This window comes from Sphingobacterium tabacisoli, assembly GCF_017908035.1.
GTDB lineage: Bacteria > Bacteroidota > Bacteroidia > Sphingobacteriales > Sphingobacteriaceae > Sphingobacterium > Sphingobacterium tabacisoli.
The window spans coordinates 1,741,478-1,761,525 of the sequence record NZ_JAEQMU010000001.1; the positions used below are offsets into that span (position 1 = coordinate 1,741,478).

The following is a 20,048-nucleotide window of genomic DNA, read 5'->3' on the forward strand; positions in this document are numbered from 1 at the left end:
AATTTAATCCTGTTTAGAAGCCGTATAGTTTTTTCCCCATTTACGCTCCACCAAATAATACAATGCGGGCAAAGCAAACAAAGTAATAATCGTAGAAAACAATAAGCCATATACAATCACTGTAGCCAATGGACGCTGTACATCAGAACCAATCCCAGTAGCTAACGATGCAGGAAACAATCCGAGAACAGCTACCGTTGCCGTCATGAGGACAGGTCTAAAACGATGTGCGGCTCCCTCAATAACTGAGCGGGAAAGATCATATCCCTTTCGTCTCAGTTCATTAATATGTGATATCATAATCACCCCATTCTGAATCGCCACTCCAAACAAAGCAATGAAACCAACAGCCGACGAAACATTTAAAGACATGCCACGGACATTCAGGGCCAGCATACCTCCAAACAAAGCCAGGGGAACAATACTCATCAAAAGGCCTGCCTGACGGAACGAACCGAAGGCGCTGTATAGCAAAATAAACATGATAGCCAATGCCAACGGCACTATAACAGCCAGACGTTCATAAGCCCGGTTCTGGTTCTCAAACTTTCCACCCCAGCTGATATGATATTTATCATGATCATACGTAACATTCTTATCAATTGCTTGCTGTGCTTCCGCTAATAAGGAATTCAGATCTCGGTTACGCACATTCAACTTCACGGTAAGGTGTCGTTTATTCATTTCACGGGTAATTGTACTTTCACCTGTACTTAAACGTACATCAGCAATCTGGGATAATGGAATCTTAGCGCCAGTTTGAGAAGTCAACATCAGGTTCGATATTTTTTCTGGTGTATTACGACTTGCTTCGCTATACCGACATATAATATCATAGACCTTATGTCCAATAAATAACTGGGATACAGCTTTACCACCAATGGCAACCTCAATCAATTCAGCGACATCAGATACATTAAGCCCATACTGTGCTATTTTATCACGATCTGCATGAATCTGTAACTGAGGTAAAGGAGGTTCTTGATCAATATCCAAATCTACAGCGCCGGGAATAGTAGCCAATGTCCCCAACACCTCTTCTGCAATACGTCGTGTTTCTTTAAAATCATCACCATAGACTTTGACTACTAACTCACTGTGCGCACCGGATATCTTATCCATTACCCCATCGATCATAGGCTGGGAGAACCCGACTGTAAATCCAGGCATACTATCATATACAGCAGCCAACTCGTCGATCAGGTCATATTTTGTCTTTCCCTTACGCCATTCTTTATACGGCTTTATACCTATAGAAACCTCGAAATGAGAAGCTGTCCATGGATCTGTACCATCATCATTACGTCCTGCCTGCACCATAATATAAGTCACCTCATCAAATTCCATCGTTCTAGCACGAAGGCTATCACTCATCTCGCTCGCCTTCTGTACAGAGATACCGGGAGGCAACTGTACCTGTAACCATATCGATCCTTCATCAAGAGGTGGCAGAAAATCTTTGCCCACCCGTACAGCCAAAAAGGAAGTGGCCGCTAGAATCAAAACTAAAGGAATAAAAACCTGCTTTGGCTTCTGCATGATACGGTTTATACCTTTTGAGTAAGAGTCCGAAATCTTTTCAAGCCACTTATTATGATAGATTTTTTGTGGTTTTTTATAGATAACATAAGCAATACCAGGAATGACCAATAAGGCAACTGCCAGAGCCCCCAACAAAGCATATCCCACAGTGAATGCCATAGGCGTAAAAAGCTTCTTCTCTACACGCTCAAAAGCAAATAATGGCAAGTAAGCTGTAATAATAATAATCGTCGAAAAGAATACCGGTTTAGCTACCTCTGCTGCGCGCTGCGATATGCTTTTTTCTTCCAATTCAAGATCTGGATTATCCTCACGCTTCTTAAGAATAGTTTCCAGCATTACAATCGCTCCATCCACAATAATACCGAAGTCGATAGCCCCTAGCGATAGTAGATTGGCAGGGATATCCGTAAAGTGCATCAGAATAAAGGCCGTCAACAGCGAAAGTGGAATCGTTACAGCCACCAAAAGAGCTCCTCTCCAGCTGCCTAGGAATACGATCAAAACCACAATAACCAACGCCATCCCTTCCAATAAGGTATGCGAAACGGTATTCAGCGTTGTATTAACCAGATCCGTACGATCCATAAACGTATGGATATGCACTCCTTCCGGCAATCCGCCATTATTCAATTCCTCTACAGCCTCATGTATGCCTTCCAATACAGAAGAAGGGTTCTGTCCTTTGAGCAATAGTACAATCCCCTCGAGACTATCCGAATAATCCCGCTCTCGGTCTGTATAGCCCAGTACTCCTTTCCGTTCCAACATGCCATACTTCAGTTCTCCGATATCCTGTAAAAAGATGGGCACTCCCTTTTCAGATTTTACCACGATCTTTCCCAGATCTTCTAAATCCCGCACTAATCCGATACCACGCACGACATATCCCAACTCACCACGAGGAAGCACACTCCCTCCAGCATTAATATTATTATTTTCAATAGTCTCAATAACTTCTGTTAAGGTAATAGAATACTGCTCCAGCTTACGAGGATCCACCTCCACCTGAAACTGCGTCGTAATACCACCAAAATTGGTCACATCCGCTACACCCGACACCTGTTTGATACGAGGCATAATGGTAAAATTCTGTAAATCTGTAAGGGCTCTTAAATCGTGTCCTCCTTTACTCTCTACAATATACCGATACACCTCCCCTGTCGGCGAAGTAAGCGGATCTAACCCAGGAACCGCATCATAAGGCAACTCGACCTCATTCAATCGTTCCTCAATTCGCAATCTAGCCCAATAATCATCAACACCATCCTGAAAAACAATAGTAATAATAGATAGACCGAACGTACTTTTACTACGCATAACATGCATTCCTGGAAGACCATTCAATGCACGCTCAACAGGAATAGTAATCTGTTGTTCAATCTCTTCTGCCGCCAGCCCTGGCACCTGAGTTACCACTTGAGACGTCACATCCGCGATATCCGGATAGGCCTCAACAGCAAGTTGCTTCCACGAATAATATCCAAAAAAAGCAATAAGTGTAAACAAAGCCACCATCACCCAGCGCTTAGCTACACCATTATGTATTAATTTATTCATCGCTTAATCCTTAATCTATAAACTGTTCACTATGTACACTTCAAGCCTAATAGCTTCTCAACATCAACGATCCACCACTCGTCACTATAGTCTCTCCAGCTTCAAGGCCAGACGCTACTACAACACGTTCGTTAGAAGTTCCCGAAATATTCACTTCTCTTTTCACAAACTTATTATCTCCCTCTTTTACAAAAACAAACTGCCTGTCATTAGCCTGGAATACAGCACTACTAGGTACAAGAATAGATTTCTGAGGAGTATCTCTAAAAAGTACCGTTACATACATACCCGGTTTAAGCTCATGATTGATATTATCACACTCAATCAATACCTCAACACTCCGCGTTTCTTCATCGACAATTTCATTAACGTGGTATACTTTTCCTTTTATGAGATGGTCGGGATAGGCAGCGACTTTTATTTCGACTTCATCCAATTCGTGGATAAAACGGATATCCTTTTCTTTTACCTGCCCCACAATCCATACCTTAGAAAGTTCGGCGACCACCGCAATAGGTTCGGCATCCTCCTTCAAATATTGTCCGATTACAATATTATTATCGACAATCTCTCCTTTGATAGGAGATCTTACAATCATCGGCTTCCCAAGAGACATCTTCTCTGGGTTGACATTAAATATTTTTAAAGCAGATAAAGAGTTTGATAATGCAGATTTTTTAATTTCATAATCGGTTTCGGCATCCTCCAACTCCCGTTGTATCCCTACACCGTTTTTTAAGAGATCTTGCTGCCGTTTCAAATTCAATTCTGCTTGACGAAATTCCTGACGGGCGTCAGTATATTCTTTCTCCGCATTAAAATAGTCTGGAGAACTCAATTCAAAAATCGGCGAGCCAGGTTGTACTTTCTGTCCCAAACGAACAAATGACCGTAATATCCGACCTGCAAATGGAGACGCAATCTCAGCATAGGCATTAGGAATGGTCTTGACAGTCCCCGCACTTGTCATCTCCAAAATAAAATCTTCTTCCGCTACAGTTCCAAAACTTAGCTTAGAATGAATCGGAGACGCTGCAGTCAATAAGACCGCATCACCTTCAATACGATAAGCCTTATTATCTTCTTCCTCTTTTTTTGATGTGCTGCTACACGAAGAGAGTACAAAGAAACTAATGCCAATAAAAAACAATAGCTTTTTCTTCTTTAGACGGATGTCCTTACTGTTAATTTTCATTGTTTTGCCTTTAATTGATTTCATATTCAAATTAATCTGGCACAAAAGTGCCCATATTAATACCGTAAGGCTGTTAGAGGAGCAATAGAAAAATATTAGAAATTTATTAGACTCGTTCGAGCATTGGACTTTTCTGCCAACAAACAAGCCTTTCCTATCCCCTAAAGGGCACGCCACGGGGACTACAGTAAGGAGGAATGATTAAATTAAAAAAGAAATAACTAAGGCTAAGGAAAGTTTTGCTAACTTACACCAGAAATATTTACAACTATAAATATTAAATACAACTTTCTTAAAATGGTAGTAATAAACAATTACGAGGAGTACAAATCGTTTGAAGGAAAACAATTAGGCTCTTCCGATTGGCACAAAATCGATCAAGAGCAGATCAACAGATTTGCGGACGCGACCCTAGATCACCAATGGATACATATCGATCAGGAAAAAGCAAAAACGGATAGCCCTTTCAAAACAACGATTGCCCACGGATACCTCACACTTTCCTTGATTCCTTACCTTTGGAAGCAAATTGCGGATGTAAGAAATCTAAAAATGGAAATCAACTATGGCATTGAGAATTTAAAATTTGGGCAAGCCGTGTTAGTAGACAGCGAAGTACAACTGCAAGCAAAGGTAAAATCAATACTTAACTTAAGAGGTACTGTTAAAGCATCCATAGAAGCGACATTGGTAATCAAAGACAATCCTAAACCAGCGTACGTGGGTGATGTTGTATTTCTATATCATTTCCAAGACTAAAAAGAGCCCAGCAAAAGTAGGATAGCCCTGCTTTTGCTGGGAATAATACAGGATACTATCTACTTAAGATAAGGACATAGTCCGTAATGGTATCCCCATTAAAAAACTATCCAGTTCTTCGCATTTAAAATTATACTCATCCACCTTACTAACAATCTGTGGTACCACGTGTTCATTCGACTCCACACGCAAAACCCGATCCTCATCTTCTAAATCCAAGCTCACGATAAGGGGAGTTTTCAGAGACTGTAATCCTTCTAGTATATGAATCTTATCGGTCAATGTCTGAACGTTGGTCTTGAAAATACTTACAAATTTATACATAGTTGCAATCATTGTCGTTACTGTACTTTGAATAACTTATAATCCAAAATTCACGAAAATAACTGAAATACAAAGCGCCTTTCGGTGCCAAACGGACAAAATCAGGGACGAGCCGTCCGTACCATTATCAAGCTAATTCTTTAGCCTCAAGCCAGCGTAAAAAGGTAGAGGCCTTCTCCCTACTGACGTACACACGGGAACTATGTGCTATAGCAAGATCCAACGAGAGCTTTCGCGATAAAGTATAACTCGCATGACGCAAGGCCACTCTATTAACAAGATGTTGCCGATTCGCTCGAAAAAACACACCTCCCAACGTCTTTTCAAGATCGTCCAAACTCTTGTTCACAGCATACTCTTTGCCATCAAAAGTTTTGACAAATACATTCTCGTACTCGATGTAACACAAAGCTATATCCTCAGCAACCAATGGAATAATCCGTCCATGATGATGGACAACTAAGGCATTTTGTCTTGACTGGGCCTGCCCCAGCAAATCATTATAAAGACCATCCTTCAAATTATGGTTTATCGCCCCCTGCGAAAGTTGTCGTTGCAGACCGAAATACTTTTGCATAGTAGATTCGACGGCCTCATTCGAAATCGGTTTCAAAATATAATCAATACCGTTCGTCTTAAAAGCTTCTAACAGATAATCATCATATGCCGTACAAAAGACAATAGGTGCAGAGATCGATATTTCTTTGAAGATCTCAAAACTCAAACCATCCCCTAGTTGAATATCAGAGAAAATAAGATCCACATTGGGAGCATCACGAAAAAAGGCAATTCCCTCCTGTACAGACTGTATATACTTTACAATCTCTATCTGAGGCAGGACCAAACTCAACGTTTGAGCCAAATCTTCAGCAGCTAAGCACTCATCTTCTACTAAAACGATTCTCATTACACAATTTTAATACGTACTTCAAAAAACCCCTCTGACTCCTCGATTTCCACCCCCTGTACAAATAAATATTTATAACGCTCAATGAGATTACGTAATCCACTGCCGTTTGAATCTACTTTCTGATGTTTAATATTTTTATTATTACGGACAGATATCCATCCTTCCCGTTCCTCGACAGAAATCCGAACCGGATCCGCCACTGTAAAAGCGTTATGCTTTAAAACATTATCAACTAGTGGTTGGATGGAGAAAATAGGAAGTTGTTTCATTCGTATATCTGCCGAAATATTTACCTGATAATGCAAAGCCTCACCAAAACGGATCTTCTGCATATTGAGATAATCCTCACAAAGTTTAATTTCCTGATCTATACTAGCCAACTCACCGTTCTTCACAGAAGCAATAGTAATGCGTAAAAAATCAGAAAGTTGAACCAAATAACTCTGAGCCATATCGGGATCCTTGCGAATCAATGTCTTCAAAGTAGCTAAGGCATTAAACAAAAAATGAGGTTGAATCTGTTGACGCATCATCAAATTAATAGCCTCTTCACGAGCACGTTCCAATCGAGAGCGCTCTAACTTATGATGAGCCTTAGCATGTTCTGACATCAGAAAGTAAAGCCATAGCAGTACAACTACATTTAGTAAGCTACCCTGCACACTAATAAATGTAAAATTACGTACAGGATTCTGAATCAAAAAACTATGTAACCGATAGTCCAGAACTCCAAAAAAACGTTCGATATAGTGAAATCCCCAGATAATTAAAATGGCACTCACAAAACTGATAATCTTCACGTGTAATGGCGACTTAACAGGATCCTCTACCCGAAAATAAACGTGGATACAGATATTATTGAAAGCAACCATCAGAATAACTAAAAACGTAATACAGATCTGCACAACGCTACGCGTACTCATAAAACCTCCAGTGAAAGAAGCCAATGCAATAAGTAACGTTGCTGTCAGCGCAAAGACAAAACTTTGCTTAATCCATAGTCCAAAAGGGTAATCTATGTGGCTACATCTCATTGTCAGTGTATTAAACTATTCATGCTTTTCCTTTATCTTAAAGGCGAAAACCACCAAAATCAGGTGAAATTGTAAAAAAACAAATTATTGCAATAAAAAATTGCCTTACTACACAATAAAAACAATTCATTATCGTTTTACTTGTAATTCATAATTTAGGTTAATAAATGGTTAGTTAGAAACGCCTGTTGCTCCCAGCTTCCGGCGTTTTTTCTTACCATTCCTGTACCTACAATCACCCAGCAAAAAATATCAAAATGGCAATTGCTCTGATTTAATTAGATAACAATTAAGAATTTTGATCCCTAAGACTTCCTAAATTCGGCACATTCTTTAAATCAAACGGAGTTTCTTGGTATACAAAATAGTTAAGCCAATTATTAAACAACAAATTCGCATGGCTAACCCATCTTACCTTTGGAGGTAAAGCAGGATCATCATTTGTATAATAATTACAAGGAACATCAATCTCTAAACCTTTCTCTACATCCCGTACATATTCCTGATGTAGTGTATAAGGAGCGTACTCTGAATGCCCCGTCAAATAGAACTCCCGCCCCCCTCTTGAGCTCGCGATAGCTATACCTGCTCCATCCGACTCCGAAAGAACATCTATTTCTCCACTCTTTAACAGATCCTCTTTTGAAACCGTAGTATGTCTACTATGAGGAATAAAGAATTCATCATCAAACCCTCTAAAAAGTGGATTGGTTTTATCTAAAGCAGTGTGTTGAAAAACACCAAAGACCTTTTTGTCTAAAGGTTGCTTCTCAACACCATAAAAATGATACAATGCAGCTTGAGAAGCCCAACAGATATACAACGTTGAAGTAACGTGAGTACGCGCCCAATCGAAAATCCGCGTAACTTCATCCCAATAAGTTACCTCTTCAAAAGCAAGCATCTCTACAGGAGCTCCCGTAATAATCATCCCGTCGTAAAAATCATCAGCGATTTCAGAAAACCCTTTGTAAAACATTTCCAAATGCTCTGCAGGAGTATTCTTAGATGTATGCGATTCCAAGTTCAAAAACTCCACCTCAATCTGTAAAGGATTGTTGGACAATAACCGAACGAAATCCGTTTCTGCAGAAATTTTCAATGGCATAAGATTCAGAATGACGAGTCGAAGTGGCCGGATATCCTGCTCACTCGCGCGAAGGTCACTCATTACAAATATACTTTCGTTTTTTAACAGCTCTATCGCTGGTAAACTATCGGGTATCTTAACTGGCATACGATATTCACTTATTTCACCTTAAATAAACCGTAAAAGTACCAAAAATAAGCAGGAATAAAAAAATGCTAAAAACCTTTCGTGGCAGGGGACCATTATTAAGTTCCAAATGTAAAGAGCTCGTTATGTTCTTGTCGAAAAACAAAAACTGTTGTAAATTGCATACTATAACCTATTATATAAATAAAACAACAACAAATGTATAAAAGAACAATAACTAACACATTAGCCATCTTATCACTATGTTTGGCTTTTACCCTAAGCCAGGCACAGGAAAGCAATAATGGCAAAAAATTGTGGGCAAAATCTATCTTAAATGAGAAGGCACCTGAACTACAGGTAGAACAATGGCTTTCCGATGCTCCAAACACCAAAGGAAAATTTGTGCTTGTTGACTTTTGGGCAACCTGGTGTGGTCCATGCCGAAGAGTGATTCCAGAACTAAACGAATGGCAGGAAAAATATAAAGATCAATTGGTGATTGTAGGAATATCCGACGAGACTGCAGACAAAGTGCAAAATGCCAAAGACATTAAAATTGACTATTACAATGCGATAGATACGCAGGCAAGACTAAAAAAAGAGCTTGAAGTAAAAGGAATACCACACTGTATACTATTGGACCCTCAGGGAATTGTGCGCTGGGAAGGATTCCCAACACTCGCTGATCATGAACTTACAGCTGATGTTCTTGAAACAATCATTAAAAAATATAGCAAATAAATAATAAAAAAAGGGACTTTAATATTAAAGTCCCTTTTCTTTTTGACTAAATCAATTGCCGTAAAGCAATCTCATAAGCCTTCGAAGATAGCTGTCTGCGCTCTTTCGAAACATCATAAATCGCTTTCAATGCTTGTTGTATCACTTTTGAAACATCAGAAAACAAAGCGTCGTCACTGATTTCAATATTTGGCTGCATCAAATAAGCAAATACACGAGCCATACCGCAATTAGCCACAAAATCCGGAATAACAGACACCTGTTGATCGGCATACTCCATCACAGGACCATAGAAGATTTCTTTATCCGCAAAAGGCACATTTGCGCCACTAGCGATTAGCTCTAAGCCGTTATCCACCAATTGCTGAACATGAGATTTAGACACTAGACGAGATGCCGCGGCAGGGATAAAGATTTCCGCTCCGATTCCCCAAACTTCTTCCTGCAATTTATCCGATGGAATCATATCGGGAGATACCAGTTCATTGCCATTACGATTAAGGAACAAATCTGTTATCGCCTTTTCATCAAATCCATCCGTATTAATCAGGCCGCCCATGCGATCTATAATACCAACGACACGAACCCCCATCTTAGATAGATAAAACGCGGCTGCCGCAGCAACATTCCCCCAACCTTGGATAATAGCTCTCTTTCCTTGGCATCCTGATTCATAGAGATCATAAAAATGACGAACAGATTCCGCGACACCAAAACCCGTAATCATATCTGCAACTTTATACTTGCGCTTTAAATCTGGCGTATAAAAAGCATCCTCCAACACTTTAGAGACACCATACCGCAATTGTCCGATCTGACGGATACGTTCACTCTCACGGACATTAAAATGTCCATTCAACACCCCCTCTTGAGGATGCCAGAGACCATACTCCTCGGTCATCGGGATTACATCGTGGATTTCATCAATATTGAGGTCTCCACCTGTTCCGTAATAGTTTTTCAACAAAGGCGTCACCGCTTTAAACCAACGAGCCAAAACGTCCTTTTTCCGAGGATCTTTTGGATCAAAATTAATCCCGGATTTGGCACCCCCTATTGCTGGTCCAGATACCGTAAATTTCACCTCCATTGTTTTGGCAAGCGACTCTACTTCATTCCTATCCAACCCCGCACGCATCCGCGTACCACCACCAGCTGCTCCTCCACGTAAAGAATTAATGACAACCCATCCTTCAGCCTCCGTCTCACTATCCTTCCATTCAAATACAATCTCCGGTCTTTTGTATTCAAAATCCCTAAGTAATTCCTTCATATTATTTTAAAATCCTAAAATAGACACCTTATCTTATAAATTACCTCTTCTCTCCTGTTCGCGTTCTATAGCCTCAAACAACGCTTTAAAGTTTCCTGCACCAAAACTCTGCGCACCTTTTCGTTGGATGATTTCAAAAAATAAGGTAGGACGATCCTGAACCGGTTTTGTAAAAATCTGAAGAAGATACCCTTCCTCATCCCGATCTACCAAAATCCCTAAATCTTGGATGATTTTAATTTCTTCGTCAATTACCCCCACACGGTCCGGCAACATATCGTAATAAGCCTCAGGAGGAGCGCCTAAAAACTCAACACCACGAGCCTTTAAAGCTTTGACCGTAGAAACAATGTCATTAGTAGCTAAGGCAGCATGTTGTACCCCCTCGCCTTCGTAGAACTCCAGGTATTCTTCAATCTGAGACTTTTTCTTTCCTTCTGCAGGCTCATTGATCGGAAATTTTACATAACCATTACCATTACTCATTACCTTACTCATCAAAGCCGAGTATTCCGTGTTGATCTGTTTGTCATCAAACGAAAGGATATTTACAAATCCCATCACATTTTGATACCACTCAACAGTCTCATTCATTTTATTCCAATCGACGTTACCCACACAGTGGTCTACATACAAAAGACCAGTCTCTTCAGGATTATAGTCGCTAACCCAAGCCTCGTATCCAGGTAAAAATGCACCTTTATAGTTTTTACGTTCTACAAACATATGCACTGTCTCTCCATAGGTATAGATACCTGCGGTCCAGACTTCACCATGCTCATCCTGTGTACATAATGGTTCCTGGTATACGCGAGCTCCACGCTTAGTGGTTTCTTCAAAAGATTTTCGTGCATCATCAACCCATAAAGCCAATATCTTGACCCCGTCACCATGTTTTTTGACATGCTCCGAAATAGAATGGTCCGAGCGCAGAGCAGATGTCAACACCAACCTGATTTTATTCTGCTTCAATACATAAGATGCACGATCCCGCACTCCAGTCTCCGGACCAGCGTAAGCCTCCGACTGAAAACCAAAAGCGGTCTTGTAATAATGCGCAGCTTGTTTCGCATTCCCCACATAAAACTCAATGTAATCCGTACCATTAATAGGAAGAAAATCTTGTGCTGTTGCAATTTTCTCCGCAAAAGTTTGTGCCATGATAATATATTATTGTTTATTAATTAGTTACTAATTCATCCATGATTTGTAATAATCAGGGTCTTCCAGTGCTAACGCATCCTCCGTCAGCATCAACGGCCTAAAAGGATCAATCATTACTGCCAATTCATCTGTCCGCGTTTGTCCGATACTTTTTTCAACAGTACCTGGATGCGGTCCATGTGGTATCCCTCCGGGATGCAACGTAATCTGCCCTTTCTCCACCGACTTACGGCTCATAAAATCACCATCCACGTAGTACAAAAGTTCATCCGAATCGACATTACTATGGTTGTAAGGAGCCGGAACCGCTAATGGGTGATAATCATATAAGCGAGGGCAAAAACTACACAATACAAAAGCATCGGTTTCGAAAGTCTGATGCACCGGAGGAGGTTGGTGCAACATACCTGTAATAGGCATAAAGTCATGAATAGAAAATGCCCAAGGATAGTGATAGCCATCCCATCCGACAAAATCAAATGGATGACTGCCATACACATACGGATAGATCAATCCCTCTTTTTTGATCTTGACCTCAAAATCGCCTACTTCATCAAAAGTCTCCAGATTTTCAGGAACACGGATATCACGTTCATAAAATGGAGCGTGCTCCATCAATTGTCCAAATTCATTGCGGTAACGCTTTGGCGTACGGACTGGAGAAAAAGACTCTACGATCAATAAACGATTTGCCGTATCCTCAAAGTGCAACTGGTAAATTGTACCCCTCGGGATCACCAGATAATCACCGTAAGAAAATGTGATCTGTCCATATCCGGTTTTTAAAACACCTCTTCCCTCATGGATAAAGATGATTTCATCAGCCTGACTATTCTTATAAAAATAGTCTGTCATCGAATGTCGGGGAGCAGCCAAGGAGATGTAAAGATCCTGATTCACCAATACGGGCTTACGACTCTCCAAATAATCATCGGCAGGGGCCAATGAAAATCCTTTCAGACTGGTATGCTTCAGATGCTTCTCCCGTGCAATTTTTGGAGAAACATCATAAGGTTCTCTTATTTGTCGAACCAAAGTTGGCGGATGACAGTGATATACAAGAGAGTAAACACTAGAAAAACCATGTGTTGAAACCAATTCTTCGGCGTATAAATCGCCATTTTCTTTTTTAAATACGGTATGTCGCTTGTTGGGGACCTTCCCGAGCTTATGATAAAATGCCATAATCCTCTGGTTTAAAACAGTTAAAAAACAAAAAATGAAATACTCGATAAGCCTAGTTACGAGTTAAGTGAAATAAGGGGCTTAATACTGTGCAAACACAATCTCTGCTAGCATCGCTTTAATAAAAGCAATCAATCCTAAGGATAACTTTGGGGTATATACACAAAGATTGTACATAGCAGGGTTTATAATATGGTATAAAGATAAAAATATTTTCCAATATAATCCGACGAAAAAATTTTAATATTTATAATCATATGTATATTTGCACCGTAAATCTATAATTGAACCCTTTTTAATGCCGCTCTTTTTATGAGAATTGTAACCTGTCTTCATGACAACGCCGAACATCTCGCTATTTTAATAGATACAACAGTTTACCGTTGCGCTGAAATCAGCGATCAACTTCCCACCTCTATGCAGGAATTCTTAAATGGAGGCCATCCAAACATACTTACTTTGCAGCAGGCAGAAAAGAAAATTAAAAATGGCTCCATCAATATAAAAGGAACAAACATAACAGAAGCTCAATTAATCGCACCTGTGCCCCACCCGACTTCCTGTAGAGATGCCTATGCTTTTAGACAGCATGTAGCCACCTCAAGACGTAATCGGGGCTTAGACATGATTCCGGAGTTCGATCAATTTCCCGTATTCTATTTCACAAACCATAACGCTATTTATGGCCCTGGAGATATTCCCTGTATGCCTCTCCATATGCAACAATTGGACTTCGAATTGGAAGTAGCAATAGTCATTAATAAAAGAGGAAAAAATATTAAAGCAGCGGAGGCTGACGACTATATAGCAGGCTATATGATCATGAACGACATCAGTGCCCGTAAGCTACAGATGGAAGAAATGAAACTAAATTTAGGTCCAGCAAAAGGGAAAGACTTCGCGACCGTAATAGGTCCTTATTTGGTCACTAAAGACGAATTATTACCCTATAAAACACCTCACTACAAAGGTCATACGGGTGACTCTTACAATCTAGAAATGACATGTAAGGTAAACGGAAAGCAGGTTTCTCTAGGCAATTTTGCAGACATGGACTGGACCTTTGCTGAAATCATAGAGCGTGCATCCTATGGTGTCGAACTTTTTCCAGGCGATGTAATAGGATCCGGAACCGTAGGAACCGGTTGCTTTCTCGAGCTCAATGGCACCGCACGCCTAGAAAACCCAAACCATACAGACCAATGGCTACAGGATGGCGATACGGTTACGCTTGAAGTAACAGGGCTTGGCCTATTGGAAAACAAAATAGTATTAACAAACGAATAACGACCCTTATAAGTAGCGAAAATGAGTAATATAGTAAGCTTCGACCCGAAAAAAGATCAGGCAATATTCGACAATCTGATCAAATATGCAATTGCACCTAGGCCTATATGTTTCGCCAGTACCATATCAAAAAATGGACAGGTCAACCTTAGCCCCTTCAGCTATTTCAATCTCATGTCGCACCAACCTCCCGTATGCGTATTCTCTCCATTGAGGCGTATGCGAGATGGCTCTACCAAACACACGCTCGAGAATATCTTGGAAGTAGACGAAGTCGTCATCAACATCGTAAACTACGATCTAGTACAACAACAATCTTTAGCAAGTACCGAATATGCCGAAGGAGTCGACGAGTTCAAAAAAGCAGGCCTCACTCCACTCCCTTCGACTTATATAAAACCACCTCGCGTAGCCGAGTCCCCAATTCAACTCGAATGCAAGGTGCAACGTGTCATACCGCTGAGTGATCTTCCTGGCGCTGGAAATCTTGTCATTGCTGAAGTATTGGCCATGCATGTGCAGGCTCATCTGTTGGACGACAAAAATAATGTCAAACAACATGAACTGGACCTAGTAGCTAGACTTGGAGGCGATTGGTACTGTCGGGTGACACAGGACAACCTATTTATCGTCCCCAAACCACTTCGTAATTTAGGTATTGGGGTAGACAACCTACCCGAAGCCATCCGTCTATCTAAGGTACTGACCGGAAATCATCTAGGCTTACTGGCCAATGTAGAAATCATCCCGTCCCTAGACAATACAGTAGACGTAAATATCGATTACAGTGATTCAACGCACATACATAGCTTTGCCGCGCAATTGCTAGATCAAGGAAAATTACAAGAAGCCTGGCAAGTGCTGTTACGAAGTGTATAGGAATGTTTAAAAAGTTAGCCTGTTGACTTTCTAAAAGCGAGCGCTCAATTCAACAAGAATGAGCGCTCATTTTATGTAAATGGAGCGCTCATTTTTTTAAAAAGGAGCGACCGCCAATGTGCACCTTTAGTTACTCTGCAATCAGCTTCAACAATCCATCCTTAATATTAGGGTTACCAAAATCCACCATCCCCGTATGCTGTACAGCGACCTCGCCACGCTTGTCCAAAATCACAGTCATCGGAATGGAGCTCGTCTCCAATTCAGAAGGTAATGGGCCGTGCAAGGTATATAACGGGAGATCAAATTTATTCTTCGCCATAAACTTAGAAGCCCCCTTAATATCCTCATCTACATCGATAGCCATGAATACGATATCCTTATTTGACTTCAAATCCAAAAATAACGTATTCAATGAAGGCATTTCCCGGATACAGGGAGGACACCAAGTCGCCCAAAAATTCATAACCACCACCTTCCCGCGAAGGGAGTCCAAGGTCGTAACCCGATTATTGATATCTACAAAACTTGCACTCACGCCAGCTGTAACCTCCTTCACATCCGTTCCTACTTTTTCCATAGCGATCGAATCTGCTAGAATAGTATTTTCTTTATCACCTGTCTCTTTAGTGTTATTGGCACAACCAACAACCAGTAGTGCCCCGGCAATCATCATCAACAATTTTCTTTCCATATCTGTATAATATTAATAGTATTACTTCATTAAAGCCTTGACAACCTTTCCATCCGTAAGCTCTTCAGACGCACGGTTTACAACCCGATCTTCTGTCGTTATGGGCCCAAATACCTCAACCAGGTTTTCGTGCGAAATACCCAAGCGTACCGGAACTCGTTCTGTCTTCCCATCTTCTCCTACCCGTATTACAAACACGCCAGACTGTGCATTGACCACAGCTTCTTTAGGCACAAAGATAGTCTTCTGTGCCCGCTTCAAGGAAAGCTGTACATCAGCAAAATCTCCACCAATCAGGCTTTTATCTCCATTAGGCACTTCAAATTCCAAACTCAATGAACGCGTTGTAGGGTCTATAAATTTAGCATTTCTCTTCAATTTGGTTGTAAACGTTCGATTAGGAATACTCAACACCTGAAATTCGGCAACAGTACTATCTGACACTGCCTGTCCATGCACCTCAGGTACGACAACTTTCAACTTCAGTTTATCATTGGCCACCAAATTGAACATAGGTACACCACTGTCACCCAGCAACGCTCCCGTAGAAAAATTACGTTGCGTAATAACACCGGAAAAAGGTGCACGGATCAATAAATAATCCTCCATATACTTCGATTTTTGATAAGCACCTCCTGCCTCTACAACCGCGGCGCTATCCCTTAGCATATCACCATAGGCACGTTCCAGTTCCAGTGCCGATATCGCCCCTTTTTTGCGTCCATCGACATCATGCAAACGCTTATAACGTAATTTACTAACCTCATAATTCGCTACTAACTGATGTTGCTTTGCACGATCGGATGTACTTTGTACATCCATTTCCGGAGCCTCCATTCGAGCGAGGAGTTGCCCTTTTTGCACATAATCGCCTACATCGACATGAATCTGCCGAACGAACCCCTTGACCTTTGAAAATAACGCCACCGACTCCTGTGGCTGTAGTTCCCCCGTCAACTTAATACGATATTGCGGTTGTAACGATTGAGGATGAGAGACTGCTAGCTCCAGCGCCTCCCCTTTCTTGTCTGTCTGCTCCTGTTTATCACTACCTTGTTGCTTACACCCAAGGAATACCATGAAAACTAACAAAAAACTATATCTTATCATCTTTTTAATTATTATAAAACTTACTATTTACATCATCGGGATCTAGAGAAGGTTCCAAATACGTAGCCTTCTTCATCATCAGTGAGAAAATAAGAGGAATCATCAATAAAATCACTAACGTAGAGCTAATCAAACCTCCAATTACTGCTTGACCAAGAGGTGCAATCTGCTCGCCTCCGTCGCCCATACCCAATGCCATCGGAATCATCCCCGCTACCATAGCTGCAGCTGTCATCAGAATAGGACGCAGACGGGATTTTGCGGCGATTATCGCCGCAAAACGGGCTGAAATAAAATATTTCTTACGATTCTGCTCTGCTTGATTCACCAAAAGAACCGCATTCGAAACCGACACCCCGATAGACATGATAATCCCCATATAAGACTGCAGATTCAACGTACTTCCAAATATCCAAATGAAAAAAGAACTACCTGCAATCACAGCCGGGACAACGGATAGAATAACAAGACTGACACGTACCGATTGGTAGTAAGCACTCATCATAAAGAAAATAACTACAATCGCGATCGAAAGCCCTACCAAAAGCCCGGACAATGTTTCTTCTAATAACGTCAACGTTCCTTCCTTCCAAACCCGCATCCCCTTCGGAACCTCACCTATTTCGCTTAGCGCCTGATCAACGGCTTTATTCGCAGTACCTAAATCCGTCTGGTGAAGGTCTGCCAAAATCGTAACATAACGATTCGGTCCTCTACGATTTACCTGTCCCGCTACAGTGCTATGAGTAATAGTAGCCACGTCCTCCAATATCGGATAACTCTTTCCTTTTTGTAATGGCATCGCACGCAAATCTTCAACAGCTTGTATTAGATTTTCAGGAACCTGTACCTGAACCTGAAACACCAGCCCCGATTTGGGATCTACCCAAAGGTTCTTGTCTGTAAATCGAGTCGAAGAAGTCGTTGCAGAGATGTTACGTGACACCTCTTGGACGGTCAAACCATATTGTGCGAGACGCTTACGATCGAGTTTGATATCAATAATGGGATAATGCAAAGGTTCTGCAATCTGTACATCCCTCAAAAAGTCATAATCTGACAGTTTAGACACCAACTTTTTAGCATAAGATTCGGCAGCCATCAGCTGTGGTGCACTCACCTTCACTTCAACTGGTGTCATCGAACCTTGGCCTATGATTTTATCCATCAGCTCCATCGGTTCGAAGTTGATGGTTACCGTAGGAAAATCTTTATCAATCCGTTCGCGGATCTGTTCTTTTAATACATCATTCTTTAGACCGATTTTCTTTTTATCCAAAGACAATTGTAAAACGCCCTCGCCAGTCGTACTGTTAAAAAGAAAAATAGGGTTAATAGGATTTGCAGAAGGGTGCATACCGACAAAAGCTGAACTTATTTTCACACTATTTTCAGGTAGCATTGCTGTAATAGATTCTCCAATTTTACGAACGGTCTCTTCTGTATGTTCGAGACGTGTACCTTCCGGAAGCCGTATACGCAACTGAAAGTCACCACCTTCAGAACGTGGCAAAATATCCGTCCCCAAAAGCGAAAACATCAAAAAGATAGCTCCAAAACTCAGGATCAAATAACCTATTGTAGGCACTATCGAACGACGCACCAGGCGACGTACCAAAAATGCATACTTCACATTCACACGCTCCATAAATGACCTCTTACGACGAACGAACTGCCCATGTACCTTAGACTTCATAATCCAATTGGCCATAATAGGCACAAAAGTCTGCGAAGCAATAAAAGAAGCGATCATCGCGAATGCAACAGCAAGCGACAAAGGCATAAACATATCCCGAGGTATACCACTCATCATAAACGCAGGAGTAAGCACGGCTAGGATACTTAATAAAATCAACAACTTGGGTGCTGAAATCTCTAACAACGCATCCAGGATAGCTCGGGCTTTAGACTTACCCAATTCCATATGTTGGTGAATATTTTCAATAGTAACCGTAGCTTCATCTACCAGAATACCAATCGAAAGAGCCAAACCGCTTAAGGTCATAATATTGACACTCTGCCCAAAGAAATAAAGTGTGATCACAGCTGTGATAATAGCGATTGGAATGGTCAAAACCACAATTAACGCCCCTCGGACATCTCCTAGGAAAAGAAAAACCATCAGGCCTGTCAGCAACGCACCCAAAGCTCCCTCAAAAATCAGATTAGATAACGAACGGGAGATATACACCGACTGGTCAAAAGCATAACTGATTTTAACCCCTTCAGGCAATAGATTCTCCAGCATGGGCAACGATTTCTTAAGATTGTCCACTGCTGTTAGCGTCGATGCATCAGGCTTCTTAATAATAGGAAGGTAAACAGATCGCTTACCATTGATTAAGGCATAACCTACCGTTTGATCCGCAGCATCCATCACCGTAGCGACATCTCCAACCAACAATGTCCGATCAGCAATTGTCTTTATGGGTGTCTGGAGGAACTCCTCTACACCATCCGCAATAGAATTGACTGGTGCCATAAGATTTTTATCTCCCAATCGCACATTACCTGCCGGCGAGGAAACCGAGTTTTTAGTAATCGCCAATGTGACCTCTTCTGGGCTCAAGCCTGCGGCCTTCATCTTTTGTGGATCAATATTCACCACCAAACTACGCATATTACCTCCAAATGGAGCTGGAGCTGTAATACCAGGTATATTGACAAACATAGGCCTTACTTTAGTAATCGCCATAGTCTGAAGCTCTGTCACAGAGTGTTTTTCACTATCAAAAACCAATTGTCCTACGGGAAGAGAGCTCCCGTCAAAACGCACCACCATAGGTGGCACGGCACCTGGTGGCAAAAAACCCATGGCACGCGATACCTGCATACTCAGCTCGGCCGAAGCCTGGGACATATCCGTACCCGGATAAAAAGTCAATTTCATTAGCGAAAGACCTTGGATGCTTTTAAAATCCAATTCCTTAACACCGTTGACAAAAAGTAAAACCTTCTGAAACTCGTTCGCCATAAAACCGTCCATATAGGCAGGCGAAAGCCCACCATAGGGCATCGCTATATACATAGCAGGCGACTCAATCTCTGGAAAGATATCCACCTTAATCTTTTGAATAACCGGCCACGAAAAATAAGCAATCGCTATGATAACCATAATGAATGCAATAGGCTTCCGAAGCGCTGTTCTAATAATATTCATATGTGTATTACG

The 20,048-nt window shown here is 41.2% G+C and carries 16 protein-coding genes; 4 read left to right on the forward strand and 12 right to left on the reverse strand.

Translation table 11 applies throughout. From position 1 onward, the window contains the following. Positions 1 to 3: 3 nt before the first annotated feature. Together JKG64_RS07330 and JKG64_RS07335 are read right to left on the reverse strand one after the other, a co-directional pair. Positions 4 to 3,102, reverse strand: coding sequence for an efflux RND transporter permease subunit (locus tag JKG64_RS07330; RefSeq protein WP_210353669.1), 3,099 nt, complete (start codon positions 3,100 to 3,102; stop codon positions 4 to 6). Between the two features lie 46 nt (positions 3,103 to 3,148). Continuing rightward, positions 3,149 to 4,321 (reverse strand): efflux RND transporter periplasmic adaptor subunit, encoded by a 1,173-nt coding sequence (locus JKG64_RS07335; RefSeq protein WP_210353670.1) that lies wholly within the window; start codon positions 4,319 to 4,321, stop codon positions 3,149 to 3,151. A 273-nt stretch (positions 4,322 to 4,594) separates the two neighbouring features. Here JKG64_RS07335 and JKG64_RS07340 point away from each other — a divergent pair, with 273 nt between their 5' ends. Next, a complete protein-coding gene (locus tag JKG64_RS07340; protein WP_202102089.1) occupies positions 4,595 to 5,056 on the forward strand; it encodes a MaoC family dehydratase in 462 nt (153 codons plus the stop codon). A gap of 63 nt (positions 5,057 to 5,119) precedes the next feature. On the opposite strand, the gene JKG64_RS07345 is transcribed toward JKG64_RS07340, so the two are convergent. The 4 genes from JKG64_RS07345 to metA all read right to left on the reverse strand — a co-directional run bounded on the left by JKG64_RS07345 (position 5,120) and on the right by metA (position 8,561). Next, positions 5,120 to 5,380, reverse strand: a complete 261-nt coding sequence (locus JKG64_RS07345) for a hypothetical protein (protein WP_202102090.1) — start codon at positions 5,378 to 5,380, stop codon at positions 5,120 to 5,122. Between the two features lie 127 nt (positions 5,381 to 5,507). After that, on the reverse strand, positions 5,508 to 6,287 hold the full coding sequence (locus JKG64_RS07350; protein WP_210353671.1) for a LytR/AlgR family response regulator transcription factor: 780 nt from the start codon (positions 6,285 to 6,287) through the stop codon (positions 5,508 to 5,510). Beyond that, the gene (locus JKG64_RS07355) at positions 6,287 to 7,324 is read right to left on the reverse strand and encodes a sensor histidine kinase (protein WP_210353672.1); all 1,038 of its coding nucleotides are present in this window, start codon (positions 7,322 to 7,324) and stop codon (positions 6,287 to 6,289) included. The genes JKG64_RS07350 and JKG64_RS07355 overlap by 1 nt, the downstream gene beginning before the upstream one ends. Before the next feature lie 289 nt (positions 7,325 to 7,613). Next, positions 7,614 to 8,561 carry a homoserine O-acetyltransferase MetA gene (metA, locus tag JKG64_RS07360; RefSeq protein WP_210353673.1) on the reverse strand — a complete coding sequence of 316 codons (948 nt, stop codon included), beginning with the start codon at positions 8,559 to 8,561 and terminating at the stop codon, positions 7,614 to 7,616. A gap of 198 nt (positions 8,562 to 8,759) precedes the next feature. Here metA and JKG64_RS07365 point away from each other — a divergent pair, with 198 nt between their 5' ends. Then, entirely contained in the window at positions 8,760 to 9,284 is a 525-nt protein-coding gene (locus JKG64_RS07365) for a TlpA family protein disulfide reductase (RefSeq protein WP_202102094.1), read from the forward strand. A 46-nt stretch (positions 9,285 to 9,330) separates the two neighbouring features. Here the strand turns inward: JKG64_RS07365 and JKG64_RS07370 are convergent, their stop codons facing one another. Genes JKG64_RS07370 through JKG64_RS07380 form a run of 3 tightly spaced genes read right to left on the reverse strand, consistent with a single transcriptional unit; the run spans position 9,331 to position 12,906 of the window. Then, the gene (locus JKG64_RS07370; protein WP_210353674.1) at positions 9,331 to 10,557 is read right to left on the reverse strand and encodes a Glu/Leu/Phe/Val dehydrogenase dimerization domain-containing protein; all 1,227 of its coding nucleotides are present in this window, start codon (positions 10,555 to 10,557) and stop codon (positions 9,331 to 9,333) included. A 33-nt stretch (positions 10,558 to 10,590) separates the two neighbouring features. Beyond that, entirely contained in the window at positions 10,591 to 11,718 is a 1,128-nt protein-coding gene (hppD, locus tag JKG64_RS07375; protein WP_021072238.1) for a 4-hydroxyphenylpyruvate dioxygenase, read from the reverse strand. 30 nt (positions 11,719 to 11,748) lie between these two features. After that, on the reverse strand, positions 11,749 to 12,906 hold the full coding sequence (locus JKG64_RS07380) for a homogentisate 1,2-dioxygenase (protein WP_210353675.1): 1,158 nt from the start codon (positions 12,904 to 12,906) through the stop codon (positions 11,749 to 11,751). Positions 12,907 to 13,218: 312 nt separating this feature from the next. On the opposite strand from JKG64_RS07380, the gene JKG64_RS07385 reads away from it, so the two are divergent. Together JKG64_RS07385 and JKG64_RS07390 are read left to right on the forward strand one after the other, a co-directional pair. Beyond that, complete coding sequence (locus JKG64_RS07385; protein WP_210353676.1) at positions 13,219 to 14,193, forward strand: fumarylacetoacetate hydrolase family protein; 975 nt, start codon at positions 13,219 to 13,221, stop codon at positions 14,191 to 14,193. 21 nt (positions 14,194 to 14,214) lie between these two features. Further along, complete coding sequence (locus tag JKG64_RS07390) at positions 14,215 to 15,072, forward strand: flavin reductase family protein (protein WP_210353677.1); 858 nt, start codon at positions 14,215 to 14,217, stop codon at positions 15,070 to 15,072. A 130-nt stretch (positions 15,073 to 15,202) separates the two neighbouring features. Here JKG64_RS07390 and JKG64_RS07395 read toward each other — a convergent pair whose 3' ends face one another. From JKG64_RS07395 to JKG64_RS07405, 3 genes are read right to left on the reverse strand one after another with little or no spacing between them, the layout of a single operon-like run. Further along, positions 15,203 to 15,766, reverse strand: coding sequence for a TlpA family protein disulfide reductase (locus JKG64_RS07395; protein WP_210353678.1), 564 nt, complete (start codon positions 15,764 to 15,766; stop codon positions 15,203 to 15,205). 21 nt (positions 15,767 to 15,787) lie between these two features. Continuing rightward, entirely contained in the window at positions 15,788 to 16,876 is a 1,089-nt protein-coding gene (locus JKG64_RS07400) for an efflux RND transporter periplasmic adaptor subunit (protein WP_210353679.1), read from the reverse strand. A gap of 4 nt (positions 16,877 to 16,880) precedes the next feature. Further along, on the reverse strand, positions 16,881 to 20,036 hold the full coding sequence (locus JKG64_RS07405) for an efflux RND transporter permease subunit (RefSeq protein ID WP_210353680.1): 3,156 nt from the start codon (positions 20,034 to 20,036) through the stop codon (positions 16,881 to 16,883). Between the last annotated feature and the right edge of the window lie 12 nt (positions 20,037 to 20,048).

Excerpts from the sequence above, each read along its gene's own strand:
- JKG64_RS07330 (WP_210353669.1), bottom strand. The coding sequence starts at position 3,102 with ATGAATAAATTAATACATAATGGTGTAGCTAAGCGCTGGGTGATGGTG.
- JKG64_RS07335 (WP_210353670.1), bottom strand. The coding sequence starts at position 4,321 with ATGAAATCAATTAAAGGCAAAACAATGAAAATTAACAGTAAGGACATC.
- JKG64_RS07340 (WP_202102089.1), top strand. The coding sequence starts at position 4,595 with ATGGTAGTAATAAACAATTACGAGGAGTACAAATCGTTTGAAGGAAAA.
- JKG64_RS07345 (WP_202102090.1), bottom strand. The coding sequence starts at position 5,380 with ATGTATAAATTTGTAAGTATTTTCAAGACCAACGTTCAGACATTGACC.
- JKG64_RS07350 (WP_210353671.1), bottom strand. The coding sequence starts at position 6,287 with ATGAGAATCGTTTTAGTAGAAGATGAGTGCTTAGCTGCTGAAGATTTG.
- JKG64_RS07355 (WP_210353672.1), bottom strand. The coding sequence starts at position 7,324 with ATGAGATGTAGCCACATAGATTACCCTTTTGGACTATGGATTAAGCAA.
- metA (WP_210353673.1), bottom strand. The coding sequence starts at position 8,561 with ATGCCAGTTAAGATACCCGATAGTTTACCAGCGATAGAGCTGTTAAAA.
- JKG64_RS07365 (WP_202102094.1), top strand. The coding sequence starts at position 8,760 with ATGTATAAAAGAACAATAACTAACACATTAGCCATCTTATCACTATGT.
- JKG64_RS07370 (WP_210353674.1), bottom strand. The coding sequence starts at position 10,557 with ATGAAGGAATTACTTAGGGATTTTGAATACAAAAGACCGGAGATTGTA.
- hppD (WP_021072238.1), bottom strand. The coding sequence starts at position 11,718 with ATGGCACAAACTTTTGCGGAGAAAATTGCAACAGCACAAGATTTTCTT.
- JKG64_RS07380 (WP_210353675.1), bottom strand. The coding sequence starts at position 12,906 with ATGGCATTTTATCATAAGCTCGGGAAGGTCCCCAACAAGCGACATACC.
- JKG64_RS07385 (WP_210353676.1), top strand. The coding sequence starts at position 13,219 with ATGAGAATTGTAACCTGTCTTCATGACAACGCCGAACATCTCGCTATT.
- JKG64_RS07390 (WP_210353677.1), top strand. The coding sequence starts at position 14,215 with ATGAGTAATATAGTAAGCTTCGACCCGAAAAAAGATCAGGCAATATTC.
- JKG64_RS07395 (WP_210353678.1), bottom strand. The coding sequence starts at position 15,766 with ATGGAAAGAAAATTGTTGATGATGATTGCCGGGGCACTACTGGTTGTT.
- JKG64_RS07400 (WP_210353679.1), bottom strand. The coding sequence starts at position 16,876 with ATGATAAGATATAGTTTTTTGTTAGTTTTCATGGTATTCCTTGGGTGT.
- JKG64_RS07405 (WP_210353680.1), bottom strand. The coding sequence starts at position 20,036 with ATGAATATTATTAGAACAGCGCTTCGGAAGCCTATTGCATTCATTATG.